The organism is [Clostridium] ultunense DSM 10521, from assembly GCF_000511955.1.
Classification (GTDB): domain Bacteria; phylum Bacillota; class Clostridia; order Tissierellales; family Tepidimicrobiaceae; genus Schnuerera; species Schnuerera ultunensis.
Genome location: NZ_AZSU01000001.1, coordinates 478495 through 492791, shown reverse-complemented (window position 1 = coordinate 492791; position 14297 = coordinate 478495). Strand labels below are relative to the sequence as shown.

12 protein-coding genes are annotated in these 14297 nt (G+C 33.2%); 2 read left to right on the top strand and 10 right to left on the bottom strand.

The features are described from left to right. Positions 1–414: IS110 family transposase (locus tag CUL_RS0102515; protein ID WP_025640398.1), on the top strand; the 414-nt coding region annotated here is incomplete at its 5' end. Between the two features lie 121 nt (positions 415–535). Here CUL_RS0102515 and ilvD read toward each other — a convergent pair. The 10 genes from ilvD to CUL_RS0102465 form a co-directional block, all read right to left on the bottom strand. Beyond that, the gene (ilvD, locus tag CUL_RS0102510) at positions 536–2194 is read right to left on the bottom strand and encodes a dihydroxy-acid dehydratase (RefSeq protein ID WP_025640397.1); all 1659 of its coding nucleotides are present in this window, start codon (positions 2192–2194) and stop codon (positions 536–538) included. A 17-nt stretch (positions 2195–2211) separates the two neighbouring features. Then, entirely contained in the window at positions 2212–3726 is a 1515-nt protein-coding gene (locus CUL_RS0102505) for a tripartite tricarboxylate transporter permease (protein WP_025640396.1), read from the bottom strand. Between the two features lie 13 nt (positions 3727–3739). Beyond that, on the bottom strand, positions 3740–4219 hold the full coding sequence (locus tag CUL_RS17865) for a tripartite tricarboxylate transporter TctB family protein (protein WP_025640395.1): 480 nt from the start codon (positions 4217–4219) through the stop codon (positions 3740–3742). A 43-nt stretch (positions 4220–4262) separates the two neighbouring features. Beyond that, a complete protein-coding gene (locus CUL_RS0102495; protein ID WP_005587716.1) occupies positions 4263–5261 on the bottom strand; it encodes a tripartite tricarboxylate transporter substrate binding protein in 999 nt (332 codons plus the stop codon). A 232-nt stretch (positions 5262–5493) separates the two neighbouring features. Then, a complete protein-coding gene (locus tag CUL_RS0102490) occupies positions 5494–7389 on the bottom strand; it encodes a sigma 54-interacting transcriptional regulator (RefSeq protein ID WP_025640394.1) in 1896 nt (631 codons plus the stop codon). 128 nt (positions 7390–7517) lie between these two features. After that, positions 7518–8663, bottom strand: a complete 1146-nt coding sequence (locus CUL_RS0102485) for a pyridoxal-phosphate-dependent aminotransferase family protein (protein WP_005587718.1) — start codon at positions 8661–8663, stop codon at positions 7518–7520. A gap of 218 nt (positions 8664–8881) precedes the next feature. Then, positions 8882–10246 carry an NCS1 family transporter gene (locus tag CUL_RS0102480; RefSeq protein ID WP_097677619.1) on the bottom strand — a complete coding sequence of 455 codons (1365 nt, stop codon included), beginning with the start codon at positions 10244–10246 and terminating at the stop codon, positions 8882–8884. Between the two features lie 20 nt (positions 10247–10266). Continuing rightward, entirely contained in the window at positions 10267–11628 is a 1362-nt protein-coding gene (gene allB / locus CUL_RS0102475; RefSeq protein WP_025640392.1) for an allantoinase AllB, read from the bottom strand. 38 nt (positions 11629–11666) lie between these two features. Next, the gene (gene allC / locus CUL_RS0102470; protein ID WP_005587720.1) at positions 11667–12911 is read right to left on the bottom strand and encodes an allantoate deiminase; all 1245 of its coding nucleotides are present in this window, start codon (positions 12909–12911) and stop codon (positions 11667–11669) included. Positions 12912–12955: 44 nt separating this feature from the next. Next, the gene (locus tag CUL_RS0102465) at positions 12956–13303 is read right to left on the bottom strand and encodes a cupin domain-containing protein (protein ID WP_005587722.1); all 348 of its coding nucleotides are present in this window, start codon (positions 13301–13303) and stop codon (positions 12956–12958) included. Positions 13304–13497: 194 nt separating this feature from the next. Here CUL_RS0102465 and allE point away from each other — a divergent pair, with 194 nt between their 5' ends. Then, positions 13498–14262, top strand: coding sequence for a (S)-ureidoglycine aminohydrolase (gene allE / locus CUL_RS0102460; protein WP_005587723.1), 765 nt, complete (start codon positions 13498–13500; stop codon positions 14260–14262). Positions 14263–14297: the final 35 nt, after the last annotated feature.

The following is a 14297-nucleotide window of genomic DNA, read 5'->3' as shown; positions in this document are numbered from 1 at the left end:
AATACTACTGAGTATCAATCTCTAAGATCCATACCAGGTATTGGCCCTGTATTAGCTAGTGGCATTTTAGCCGAAATTGGTTCTATTAGTGTATTTGATTCCCATAATGCTTTAGCTAAATATGCAGGTCTAACCTGGAGAGTTAATCAATCAGGGAATCACACCTCTGATAATACAAACATGACTAAAACCGGTAACAAGTATCTTAGATATTATTTAATTGAAGCTGCTAATAGTATTAAAAACAATTCACCTGAATACAAAGAATACTACAACAAAAAGTTCGGTGAGGTGACAACTCACCAGCATAAACGAGCACTCGCACTTACATCTCGTAAATTAGTACGCCTGATTTTTGGATTGCTGACTAAAAATCAAATCTACTCCAGCGATAAAGTTGGAGAGACACAATAAAATACTTCTAATTCCCGAACCTATTTTTTGATTGAAATCATAGGTTCTATTAAGATTACCCTTTTTTAATTGTTTCTTTTACTTTCTTTTAAAATTATCTCTTGACATATTACCAGATTGCTTAATAGATACTAGCCCCTTCATTTGCAGTACTCACTATTTTTTGATATGTTTTTAAGAATCCTTTTAATTCTTTCTTGGGCTCATACTTCCATTTAGATAACCTATTCTTCATCTCTTCATCAGAAATTTCTATATTAATAGTTCTATTAGGTATGTCTATGCTTATAATATCTCCATCTTCTACAATAGCTAAAGGTCCACCATCTGCTGCTTCGGGTGTAACGTATCCAATACAAGGACCTCTAGTTGCTCCTGAATACCTGGCATCAGTTACCATAGCAACTGAATCTCCTAACCCCATTCCAACTAACAATGCTGCAGGAATAGATAGTTCACGCATACCTGGTCCACCTTTTGGCCCCTCGTATCTTATGATTAATACATCGCTGGGTTTAACTTTATCGTTAAGCAATATTTCCCTTACCTCTTCTTCTGAATTGGCAATTTTAGCTGGTCCTTTATGGACCATCATTCTTTCTGATACTCCTGATTGTTTAACCACAGCACCTTTTGGCGCTAGGTTTCCCTTTAATACTGCTATTCCTCCTTCATCCGCTAATGGATTGTCCAAACTTCGTATAATATCACTTTCAACAAATTTAACCTTTTCCAAATTTTCTTTAACAGTTTTACCTGTTACTGTCATAACATTTAGATCTAATTTTGATTCTAAAGACTTAAGTAGAGCCTGTACACCACCTGCCCTATGGAAATCTTTTAAAGTGTATTTTGAAGCAGGTTTAAATTTAGCCAATAATGGAGTGCTCCTACTTAAATCATCAAACAAATCCATATTACATTCTATACCTAATTGTTTTGCTATGGCAGGTATATGTAATATGGCATTAGAAGAGCCACCTATTGCTAATATATATTTAATAGCGTTTTCCATATTACCTTTAGTCATTATTTTGCTTGAAATTAAGTCTTCCCTTACCATATCAACTATTCTTTCACCTGTTGTCTTTGCTAATCTTAATCTAGATGAAGCTACTGCGCTAATAGTTCCACAACCTGGTAGTGACAACCCCATAGCTTCTACCAAAGTTCCCATAGTGTTTGCAGTTCCCATCATCCCACAAGCACCACAAGTTTGACATGTTTCGTCCTCTATTACTTTAAACTCTTTTTCATCAATAATTCCAGCTTTAAATCTTCCCATAGCTTCTTTTACATCGCTTAGTATCAAATCTTCTTCATTGTGGGTATAAGGTTCCATTGGGCCACCAGTCAAGAAAATTGTTGGTAAATCTAGTGATGCGGCTGACATTAGCATGCCTGGCACTATTTTATCGCAGGAGCAAAGCATTACCAAACCATCAAATTGATTAGCTTCTACCATCAATTCTACAGATGCACATATTATATCTCTACTAGGTAAGATATAATGCATACCTTTACCTTGAGCTATTCCATCGCACGGTGCAATCGTATTAAACTCTACAGGCATACCTCCATTAGACCAAATTCCTTTTTTAACATGCTCACTTAACTGCCTAAGGTGTACATGGCCAGGGTTAGCTTCTGTCCATGAGTTTACTATGCCTATTAATGGCTTTTTGAAATCTTTATCATCATAACCCATGGCTTTATATATACTACGGGGATAAGCCCCCGAAAGACCATCTAGCATATTTAAACTTCTTTGTTCTACCATTTTTACCTCCCAAAAATTTAATTCACAGCTTCCTTTTTATTAGATTTTATTTTTTTCTTTATAAAAGAAAATAAAGGTGTTGATTGTAATACTGAAATTAAAGCAATTGCCAATAATACTGCTGAAATAGGATTTTTTATAAATACCATCCAGCTTCCTTGTCCTATTAACAATGATTGATGTAAGCTTGTATCTAACATTTGTCCAAGAATCATTCCCACTACCATAGGTGCTGTAGGCATATTAATTTTATTCATAAAATATCCCAGTATTCCAAAGGCAAACATTAAATATACATCAAATATACTGTTATTTATGGCAAAGGACCCTATTACACATAGAATAATTATTACAGGTGCTAGTATTTTATTGCTTATTTTTGTTACATTGATTGCTAGTCTAGTAAATATGAGCCCTAACCCAAACATAGCAATACTGCTAAATAGCAAAGCCCATATTAAAGTATAGGTAATACCTGCATGCTCAGTCATAAGTGTAGGACCGGGCATAATTCCATGTACCATAAGCCCACCCATAATTATTGCAGTAGCAGAACTGCCTGGAATTCCTAAAGTAAGAGTAGGTATTAAAGCTCCACCAACTACAGCATTGTTTGCTGATTCTGCAGCGGATAATCCTTCAATACTTCCTTTGCCAAATTTATCTTTATTCTTTGAAAACCTTTTTGCTTCATTATATGCAAACCAACAAGCCGTATCTCCACCAGTACCGGGTATTATACCTGTAACAATACCAATAATAGAGGATCTAATAGTGTTTGGAATTATCAATTTTAACTCATCTAATGTAGGTAACATTTTATCTGTGAAACTATTTATTGCCTTTTTAACCTTTTCATCTCTCTCGATTAATCTAATAGCTTGTGGTATAGAGAAAAGACCAATTAAAGCTACAGTATAAGGAATCCCTGAAAACAGATAAATAGAGCCAAAAGTAAATCTTGGAGTTCCAGTAATCGGGTCCATTCCTACCAATGCCAATAGCAAACCTATTGCTCCTGATAAAAGTCCTAATAAAGTAGAACCCTGAGATAATGAACCAATTATTGTAATTCCTAATACAGCAACTGCAAATAGTTCAACAGGTCCGAATTGTAACGCCAAATTCCCTAATAAAGGTGCTATAGTCATTAATGCAATACTAGACAAAACTCCACCTATTAAAGAAGCAAATAATGAAATTCCAAATGCCTTTCCAGCTTTTCCTTGTTCATTTAGCGGATAGCCATCCATTACTGTTGCTGCTGCTGCTGGAGTACCTGGAGTTTTTATCAATATAGCGGCTATTGAACCTCCATACATAGCTCCCATATATAATGAAGCTAACATACTAATTCCAGTAGCAGGATCCATACCAAAAGTAATTGGCAATAAAAGAGCAATGGCCATTGTTGCAGATAATCCAGGCATAGCTCCAACAAATAATCCTAATGAGGTTCCAATAACAATTGCTATTAAACTAGCAAGGGACACTGCATTATTTAATCCAATTAATATATTTTCAAGTATCATCTTATTCCCTCCTTTATTGCAATATTCCCATTGGAATAGGTAGTTTCAAAAATACAACAAATACAAAATAAACAAAAGCAGTAAAAGCTACCGAAATGATTATCATATTTTTTACCTTTGTAGCCTTCAAAAAAAGATAAGTTGAAATAATATATACCGGAGTTACAATAAAATATCCTACTGGTTCAAGAAGAAATATATAAGTTGCGATCATGATGGTAAATATAATAGCCCGTTTATAGTTTATTGGTCCAAGTTTATTTTCTTCATCTTCTTCATTATTTTCATCTGCTGCTTTCGTTGTTTTAGTATCTCTTCTTTCTCTTAAGTAACCTTCTATCATAATCCCTATGGATAATAAGATAATTAATCCAACTAATATTCTTGGTAATTTAACCGCCTCTTTAGGCAATTGAAATGAATTAAAGAAAAACACTAATGAAAAAGCAATAGCTAATATACCTGCAATAAATAATTTAATATGATTTCTCATTTACCCACCTCCTGGAAATTAGGAAAGAGGTCTTGCCTCTATCCTAATTTTTATATTGATCCTTTACTTCATTCCATATTTCAGTAAATGCTTCTTCCTGTTCTTTTAAATATTTTGCATATTCATCTCCGACTTTAATATCTACTGGTAAAGCTCTATCATTTGCAGCTTTTACAAAATCAGGATTTTCCGCCATCTCTTCAAAAGCTTGACATAATATTTCTTTGATTTCATCTGGTATCCCTTTAGGTGCGCTATATCCTCTGGATGAACCAGCTACTACGTTATAGCCTAATTCCTTAAAAGTTGGAGTGTCGGGAACCATATCGTTTCTTTCTTCAGAAAATATAGCTAATATTCTTAAGTTTCCTGCTTCTATTTGTGGATATGTAATTCCTAAATTGTTAAAGCTAACATCAATTTTATTACCTGCGGCTGCTTGCCAAGAAGGACCATCTCCATCAAAAGGAACCATTTTGAATTTTAAGCCAGTTTCCCTTTCAACCATTAATGTTGTAAAAAAGTCATCTCCACCTACTCCAGAATTCCCCACTGTAATTTGTCCAGGATTTGCCTTTACATCATCTAAAAAATCCTGTACAGTTTCATATTTACTATCCTTACCTACAACAATAACTCCAGGGTCAGTAACAACGTTTGCAATAGGATCTAATTCATCAATACTGTATGTTATTTCATCATTCATAATATAGTTAGTCATTAACATGGGGGTATTAGTAATGCTGAGTGTATACCCATCATTTTTAGACTTTTTACAAAGTTCAGTCCATGCAATTGCACCAGTTGCACCTGGCATGTATTGGTTTACAAAAGTTTGTCCTAAGATTTTTTCTAAATAAGGTTGAGTAAGTTGAGCTAAAGTATCACTTCCTCCCCCAGGTTTAAAGCCCTGCAAAACATTTATAGGTTTTTCTGGATACTTTACCTCTTTGGCTGTTTCTTTGCTTCCACAGCCTGCCAACAAAACTGACAAAATCATAATAACACTTAATAGTACAAAAAAACGATTTCTTTTAAACATCTTCATTCCTCCTTATTTAATGTTTGTTAATAAACAAACTTTAATATAGATTTGTATATCACTATAAATATAATGCAATTAGTATGCCAATGTTTAATAATAGCATTAATACAAGGTTTGGGCCGATTTTATATATAAATAATGTTGCTTTTTGCAATATATAAATATAAACCTATTATTATCAATAGGTTTATATGTTGCATTTTGCAACTATTTTTATGTTTCTGCAGCACTATTCTATATTAAATCTTTTTATCATTCTCCAAAGAGTTGTTCTATCTATGCCAAGTGTTTTAGCAGCCAAAGTTTTATTGTTTTTTGATATTCTAAGGGCTGTTTCCACAGTTTTTTTTGTTATTTCATCAATATTTAGAGTGCTCATATCTCTTGCCATCCCGTCTTCCATAACATTATTTAAATCATCTATTGTAATTACACCGTCACTACTCTCTACAACTAACCGTTCAATAATGTTTTCTAGTTGACGGATATTCCCGGGCCAAGAATAAGTCGAAAGTCTTAAAATTACCTCATCATCTATACTAGTTATTATTTTTTTATATTCCTTAGATTTTACATCAATAAAATGATTTACAAAATTTGGGATATCTTCTACCCTGTCCCTAAGATTTGGCAGTTCTATATTTAAAACGTTTATTCTATAATATAAATCTTCTCTAAATTTGTTTGATTTCATTAAGTCAACAAGATTCTTGTTAGTTGCACATATGATTCTAGTATCTACGGTGATAATTCTGTCATCACCAATTCTTTGTACTTGTCCTTCTTGTAATACTCTTAAAAGTCTAGCTTGTACTTTTAGAGGTATTTCGCCAATTTCATCTAAAAATATGGTCCCACCGTGAGCTTGTTCAAACAATCCCATTTTCCCTTCATCTCTAGCTCCCGTAAAGGCACCTTTTACATAGCCAAAAAGTTCTGACTCTAAGAGGGAATAAGGAAGAGCAGCACAGTTTACTGCGACAAAAGGACCATTTCGTCTTAAACTATGATTATGTATACTTTGTGCAAAAACTTCTTTTCCTGTTCCTGTTTCTCCATAAATTAATATAGCTGAATCTACTAGACTATATTTTTTTGCTTTATCTTTTATATCCTTAATAATTCTGCTTTTTCCCAATATGGAATCGAATGTATACTTAGCAATATGTCCTTTTTGGCTTAATTTTTTTCTAGCTTTCTTTTCAATAAATTGTATCTGTTCTAAAGTTTGAAAAGTAGCTACTGCCCCCAATGCAACCTCACCCACTAAAATAGGGGCTTTATAAAGAACTATATGTTTTCTACCAATATCAGTAATTTCGTCAAATATATTCAATTTTGTTGTCAAAGTATTGGTTAGATTAATTTCTGGAATTATTTCATCAACTGGGTTATTAGTTGCATCTTCTGGTTTAATATTCAATATTCTACTTGCCTCTGCGTTGAATAAAGTTATAATACCTTCCCTATCTATTGCTATTATGCCATTATGGGTAAGTTCAGTTATTAACCTTAGTTCCTCAGCTTTAGCTAGTTGCCGTTTTTTCATATTTGCAATTTCTATAGCTTTATAAAAGGATTTAATTATACATTCGTATGTATCTGTCGCGATAAGTTGCCCATTAATGCCAAATCTAGCTGCAGTCTCTACTGCAATTCTATCTCCAACAATTACATCTACACCTAATTGGGAGGCTTTTTTTACTGCTTCAGTACTTTCCTGAATACTATTAATCTGAATTTCAACTATATCCACATTTAAAAAATCAGATAAAGAGGATATGTTGCAAATTATATTTGGAAATCCTATAACACCAATTCTTCTACCATGCTTTTTAGCCTTTTCAACGGCTTTCAATATATCAAGTATAGTAACCTCTATTTCTATTACAGGAATATTAAATTCTTCCTTCATTTTTAAGGCTGTACCGCCTCTAGTAATTATTACATCTATAATATTATCTTGATTTTTCTGTCGTACAGCTTGCACACTATCAGATAAATTTAATCCCTGTATTATTTCTACTTCTATACCTAACTCTTTAACTACTAATTCAGCTTGTTCTGCCATCTTTTTATATGTAGCAATAAAAATGATATTATGCTGGCTTTCATTTATAGACATTTTTATCTACCTCCTAGGAATATATGGCAAGTCTTCTCCTTTAATTTAAGTAAAGCTCTCTCATTATAACATATATAGAGATAAAATAAGATAGCCTCCTTTCGGAGACTATCTTATGCAATAAACCATTATTTCATCAACTCTTTTGTTAGAGTACCAACGCCTTTTCCTAATACATCTTTTATTCCTAATCTATAAAGGGTTCTTTCAATAGCTGACATAGTTGATACTAAATCATGGGTGTCTATATTACCCATATGACCTAATCTAAACATTTTTCCTGCATAGGCCCCTAGCCCCCCTGCTACTACTGCTCCTTCTTCTGCTAATATCTTTCTAAACTCACCATCATCTATACCATCCATATATAGTACATTTGAAAGGGTAACTGCCCTATGCTCTTTTTCTGCTAATATTGTAAATCCTAGTTCCTCTAGTGCTGCTTGCATAGCTTTTGCTACTTTTATATGTCTTTCATATCTATTTTCAATACCTTCTTCTTTCATAATCCTTAAGGATTCTTGTAATGCCCATATCATATTAACTGGTGGAGTACCAAAATATTTTGCTGGTTCATTCATAATTGGAATCCATTTTTCAAAATCTAAATAATAATCTCTAATAGTTCCTAAGGATTCTCTTCTTTTCAATGCTTTAGGTCCCGCAAGTACTATTGCAAGACCTGGAGCAACTCCAAAAGCCTTTTGTGACCCAGTTATAAGTACATCTATACCCATTTCATCTAAATACTCCGGCTCTGCAGCGGTAGCACACACCCCATCAACTACTAGTACAGTGTCTTCAAACTTTTTCACTATTTGACCTATTTCAGCTACTGGAGCACATACCCCCGTTGAAGTATCTACATGGGTAACAGTTACAGCTTTATAATTCTTTTCCTTTAGTTTCTTTTCAATATCTTCAACAGGTACTATAGTTCCCCATTCTGAAGATATAACATCAACATTTAAGCCTTTTCTTTCACAAAGTTCAACATAACGATCTCCAAAAAAACCAGTGGATACTACTAATACATTATCTCCTTCTTTTGTAACATTAGCTATTCCCATTTCCATGGCTAATGTACCTGTTCCGGCTACAACAAAGGCTTCTCCTTCTGTTTTAAATATAGTTTTCAAATCTTCAATAACTTCTTTAAAATCCTTGATAAAATCTGGGTCTCCAAAAGCAACGGTTTCCCTTCCCATTTGATCTTGTATGGATCTAACAACAGGAGTAGGTCCTGGTATCATTACAAGTTTTCTGTTTTTCATTTTTCAACCTCCTAATAATTATCTATAATTTATATCTTTTAACTTATTAAATAAATCTTTTCACATATAATTTTAATATTGGTAAATCTATTTGCATCTTGTTAAAATCATTATATTATTTCCAGCAACAAAAGTCAATATTTAAACTATAATTTTACTTTTAAAAATACAGTAAACAACTTCACTTTTGAAAAAGTGAAGTTGTTTACTGTAAGAAATTATCCCATATTCGATCCTTTAAGAAAAGATTTACTTGTTTTCCCCGATTTCATCAACAAATAATAAGTTAATCCTGCAGGAATTAAACTTGAGTACCAAGATAATTGCACCTCTATTAAAGCAACAACTGCCCCTACGCATATAGCAATCATGCCTGCCCAATTAATATCCTTATATGGTCCATCTTCATTGTAAAGCAACTCCAAATCTAATTTTTGTTTTCTAACAAAATAGTAATCCGTTACCATTACTGCAAATATTGGACCTAAAAATGCTGAATAAAACTGTACGAACAACATAAATGCTCCCTGTGTAGTAATTTTCCAAGGAAAAGTTAAAAAGGATAACAAACCTACGATTATTACAGATTTTCTATATGGTAATTTAAATATATCCATTAAAACATAAGACGGAGGAAGAGCATTGTTTAAAACATTTGTAGTAATTTGAGATATAGCAATAAACATTAAAGCTAATACTAATACAAATTTGTTTGGAATTAATTCTGTAAACAGAATTATTGGGTCCCATTCTCCAGTTATTCCTGAAGCCATTAAACCGATTAAGCCCATAAATAATGTTGCTGGAACAATTGCTAACCAATGGATTATAGTTGCAATAGAAGGTTTGGCTTCCTTATTAAATTCCCTCATGTAATCACTAACATTCAACATCATTGTTGTATAAATACCTAAAAAGGCAGTTGTACCCCCCCAAAATTCCAAACCCCAACTACCAGGAATATTAATGAGTTTTTCAGATATTACAGTTTGAAAATTGGTATTTATATAGTAGAACATATATATTAAGGAACATAAGATAAATACTGAACCAATATTCTCAATCCACTTAATTCCTTTAAATCCTAATGCTGACATAATAATCTGAATAACTTGAAATATTATGAAAAAAAGCACTAAATTATCATAATTAAATAGTATTATGGATATATTATTTATTGCAAGAGCACCTACCCAACTTTGAACACCAAACCAAATAACCGCAGGAACTGCCCTAATAAATCCTGGAACTATACTTCCCTTTATACCAAAAGAACTTCTTGATTGAACAATAAAGGGTATCCCATACTGATGCCCTGCACGGCCATTAATTGTAAGTCCTATTGCTATTACAGTATTACCAATAATCATAGCAAGGAGCGCTTGTAATAAATTCAAACTTCCTGCAGGTGGAACAAGACTTGCTCCCATCATAAAAGTTCCTATTGATACACATCCCCCAAGCCATGTTAACAAATAGGAAGTATTATTCATTATCCTATGCTCCTGAGGCAACAAACTTTCTTCTCCAATCCCCTTGTCAGTAATAACTTCATTGTGCACTGTAGAGTTTTCCATAGCCATCATTATTCCTCCCCTTTTAATCAATCTCTAATGTCCTTGAATAGCTTACCATAACCCGGTTCTACTTCTATCTTACCTTCTTTGTAAACTATTTTACCTCGTACAATTGTTATAATAGGTAATCCTTTTCCTTTCTGCCCTACAAAAGCAGATATTTGATTCTTATAGAATAGGGATTCAGGCGTAATCTCCCATTCTTTTTCTGGATCTACTATCACTAAATCACCATCACTGCCTGGTTCCAATAACCCTTTTAATGGATATAGACCAAAAGCCTTAGCCGGTCCATAGGATAGTGTTTTTGTTAGCAGAGTAGGACATAAATTTCTCTTATGTACTATTTCATTAAACATAATCTGAAAAGTACTTTGGATCCCGCTAATACCACCCCATGCTCCAAATACATTATGCCTTTCTTCTGATTTTTCTTCCAAAGCACAAGGAGAATGATCTGAAGCAATACAACTAATAGTACCATCTATGACATAATTCCATAACTCCTCCATTTCATCCTTTTTCCTTAAAGGAGGTGCACATTTATAAATTGTACCTTTCTCTATTACATCATCTTCTGTGAATAATAAATAGTGGGAGCAGGTTTCTCCTGTAATATTTATTCCTTCCCTTTGTGCCTTTTTAATTTCTTCTGCTACTGCTGGATGACTCACATGACATATATGAACTCTTGCTCCCGTTTCTCTTGCAAGGTCTATAATATTCCTTGTTGCTAATTGCTCTGCTATAACTGGTCTTGAGTTTAAAAAATCTTTTCTTGTAAGTCTTCCATTTTCTAATGCTATCTTCTCATTAGTTTTGATAATTGAATAATCCTCACAATGAAATCCTAATAATAGATCTAACGGAGCTGCTATTTTCATAGCTTCTCTTACAATTCCCATGTGGACAGAAGAATAATCAGGAGACACAGGTCCTATAAATGCTTTCAAAGCCACAGCCCCTGCTTCATATAATCCCTTTAAATCCTCTAAGTTATTATCTACTAGGCCTCCCCAAAAAGCATAATCTACTACTGATTTGTTTTTTAAATATTCTTCTTTAGTCTCAAAAATCTCTTTGTTGGTAAGAGCTGGCTCATTTTGAAGTGGCATATCTATAATAGTAGTTATACCACCTGCAGACGCAGCTTTTGAGCCATGTACAAAATCTTCCCTCCAGTTATATCCTGGATCATTTAAGTGAGCATGGCAATCTATACCACCAGGAAAGATAAACTTGCCAGTAGCATCTATAGTTTCTTTGCTATCAATATCCAGATTTTCTACTGTAATGGCAGAAATCTTTCCATCTTTAATATAGATACTACCTTTGAAAATTTTGTTTAACCCAACAATATTTCCATTTTGAATAACTAAATCAAACATTTTTGAACCTCCTTTTTATTGAAATTCTTATTAAGTAGTTATTTATAAGCTAAACAATATAAAGCTTGTATTAATGCCTTTACACCTTCTACTAAATCCTCTGGTTCTGTATATTCATGCGGACTATGGCTTATGCCTTTATGGCTAGGTACAAAGATCATTACAGTTGGCATCACCTTGGCAAAAATTTGAGAATCATGGCCTGCACCGCTGTGCATTACTTTATAGTCCAAACCTTTTTGTGAACATTTATTTTTTATAATATCTACCAATTCTTTATCCATAGCTATTGGGTCACAATCCATCCATTTTTCAATCTTTACTTCCAGATCCATCTTTAATGCAATCTTTTTAATTATTGACATAGTTTCGTCAGTAAACTCTTTTAAAATATTCCTGCATATATGCCTTATATCCAATGAGAATATCACCTGTCCCGGAACAACATTAACAGTATTAGGTTCTACTTCAAGGCTTCCCACTGTTGCAACTAGTGGTTCACCATATTCTATAGCCTTATCCATAATAGCTTGAATCATCTTACTGGTGCCGTATAGAGCATCTCTCCTATAACACATAGGGGTAGTTCCGGCATGGTTTGATTGCCCTTTAACTTCTATAGTAAATCTCCTTTGCCCAACTATATGTTCAACAATCCCTATTGGCTTTTTTTCTATTTCAAGGACTCCTCCCTGCTCTACATGAAGCTCTATGAAAGCCTTTATATCATCCCTACCTTCATAACTTTCATCTTTGAAGCCAAAACCTGCCCTATACATTTCCTCCACAAATCCTAAACCATTAAGATCTTTAAGATCTTCCACCATTTCCTTTTTGACTGCACCAATTATATTTTTTGAACCCCAAAAGGCAAAGGGAAAACGACTTCCTTCTTCCTCTGCTATTGATACCACTTCAATATTTCTAACAGGTGGTCCATAGGTATCCCTTAAATATTCCATAGCAATTATTCCGCCAATTATTCCAAACTGTCCATCATATTTTCCTCCATTTATTACGGTATCTATATGAGAGCCTGTTAATATTGTTTCATTGGTATAAGTGCTCCCATTTAATCGTGCAAATAGATTTCCTACTTCATCGTAGTATGCATGAAAACCTTTTTCTTCAATTAAATCCTTTAATCCATCTTGAGTCTTTTTCCATTCATCTGTATATAATAATCTTGTAATTCCACCATTCTCATTTTTTCCAAAACTACTTAACCATTCAATGAAATCTACAATCTCTTTTTCCAAGTTTATTTCTTTGGTTGAAATCATTTTCCACACACCCTTCTACTAATAAATCTAAGATGTTTAGTTTATTAACTATAAAGTATTAGCATTATATACTCTAAATCTTCTTCTCCAATGGACTCAATGGAATGGGATTCTCCATCTCTACATATAGCCAAATCTCCAGGTTCTAATATTACTTCTTTGCCATTATCATTATATAAGGCTTTGCCTTTTAAAATGAAATAAGCTTCTTGGTCTCCTTCATGAGTATGGTATCCTATAGAATTACCAGGTTTTATAATTGACTTCCCATATAACCTTCCTTTACCAAGAAAATCTTCCATTTCAAAAAAGTTAATAACTGTTACATATCCTTTTCCACCTTTTAAGCTTTCAACTTTTTCTATCTTATAATCCTTTCTCCTTCTAATCAATTTATCACCTCTTTTTATACTTTTGATTGAGTTTGTTATTTATTTAACTTAATCATATAATATTTCAGCATTAATTCATGGATAAAATTAAATTATATTTTTATCCATATTGGATAAAGTGTTTATCCCTTTTAAATTGATATAATATAGTCAAACTTATTTTATAGGATTTAATAAGAAAGGAGAATTATATAATGAGTTATCCTAAAGATCTATTAAGTACTAGAGCCATTATACAGCATGGTAGGTATGCTCTTATTCCACCAGAGGGTCTTGTCAATAATCAATTGCCTTATTTTGAGAAGTGTACTACAAGTATAATTGCTTCACCCAAGCTAGGTGCAAGCTTCGTTCAATATCTTATAGAAATGGAGCCAGAGGGTAAAACTACTAAAGCTTTTGGTGGAGATGGCATCGAAACCTTTGTATTTGTTAGAGAAGGGGCTTTAGATGTAGTAGTTGATGGCACTAAGTATGAATTGAATCAAGGAGGCTACGTATACTGCCCACCTCATTTAAACATGTTGCTAGAAAATAATTCAAATTCAAGTACAAAACTTATTCTCTATAAACAAAGATATATTCCAGTTGAAGGGATTCCAGAACCATGGGTTGTGTGTGACAATATAAATAATTTGGAAGCAAATATTTACGAGGGTATGGAGGATGTAACTTTAATAGATTTGCTTCCAACAGATATGGCTTTCGATATGAATATGCATATACTAACGTTCCAGCCTGGCGGTTGTCATCCATTTATTGAAACCCATGTTCAAGAACATGGAGCCTATTTATTGTCTGGAGAAGGAATCTATAACTTGGACAATAATTGGATTCCTGTTAAAAAAGGAGATTTTATATGGATGGGACCCTTTATTCAACAAGCAACTTATGCAGTAGGTCAAGAACCACTTTCCTATATTTATTCTAAAGACTGTAATAGAGACCCAGAAATATAATAGATATAACATTTAAATAAATTAAGGTAAGGGAA

Bases quoted from the DNA above. Each gene is read 5' to 3' on its own strand.
- ilvD (WP_025640397.1), bottom strand. From the start codon at position 2,194: ATGGTAGAACAAAGAAGTTTAAATATGCTAGATGGTCTTTCGGGGGCT.
- CUL_RS0102505 (WP_025640396.1), bottom strand. From the start codon at position 3,726: ATGATACTTGAAAATATATTAATTGGATTAAATAATGCAGTGTCCCTT.
- CUL_RS17865 (WP_025640395.1), bottom strand. From the start codon at position 4,219: ATGAGAAATCATATTAAATTATTTATTGCAGGTATATTAGCTATTGCT.
- CUL_RS0102495 (WP_005587716.1), bottom strand. From the start codon at position 5,261: ATGTTTAAAAGAAATCGTTTTTTTGTACTATTAAGTGTTATTATGATT.
- CUL_RS0102490 (WP_025640394.1), bottom strand. From the start codon at position 7,389: ATGTCTATAAATGAAAGCCAGCATAATATCATTTTTATTGCTACATAT.
- CUL_RS0102485 (WP_005587718.1), bottom strand. From the start codon at position 8,663: ATGAAAAACAGAAAACTTGTAATGATACCAGGACCTACTCCTGTTGTT.
- CUL_RS0102480 (WP_097677619.1), bottom strand. From the start codon at position 10,246: ATGGCTATGGAAAACTCTACAGTGCACAATGAAGTTATTACTGACAAG.
- allB (WP_025640392.1), bottom strand. From the start codon at position 11,628: ATGTTTGATTTAGTTATTCAAAATGGAAATATTGTTGGGTTAAACAAA.
- allC (WP_005587720.1), bottom strand. From the start codon at position 12,911: ATGATTTCAACCAAAGAAATAAACTTGGAAAAAGAGATTGTAGATTTC.
- allE (WP_005587723.1), top strand. From the start codon at position 13,498: ATGAGTTATCCTAAAGATCTATTAAGTACTAGAGCCATTATACAGCAT.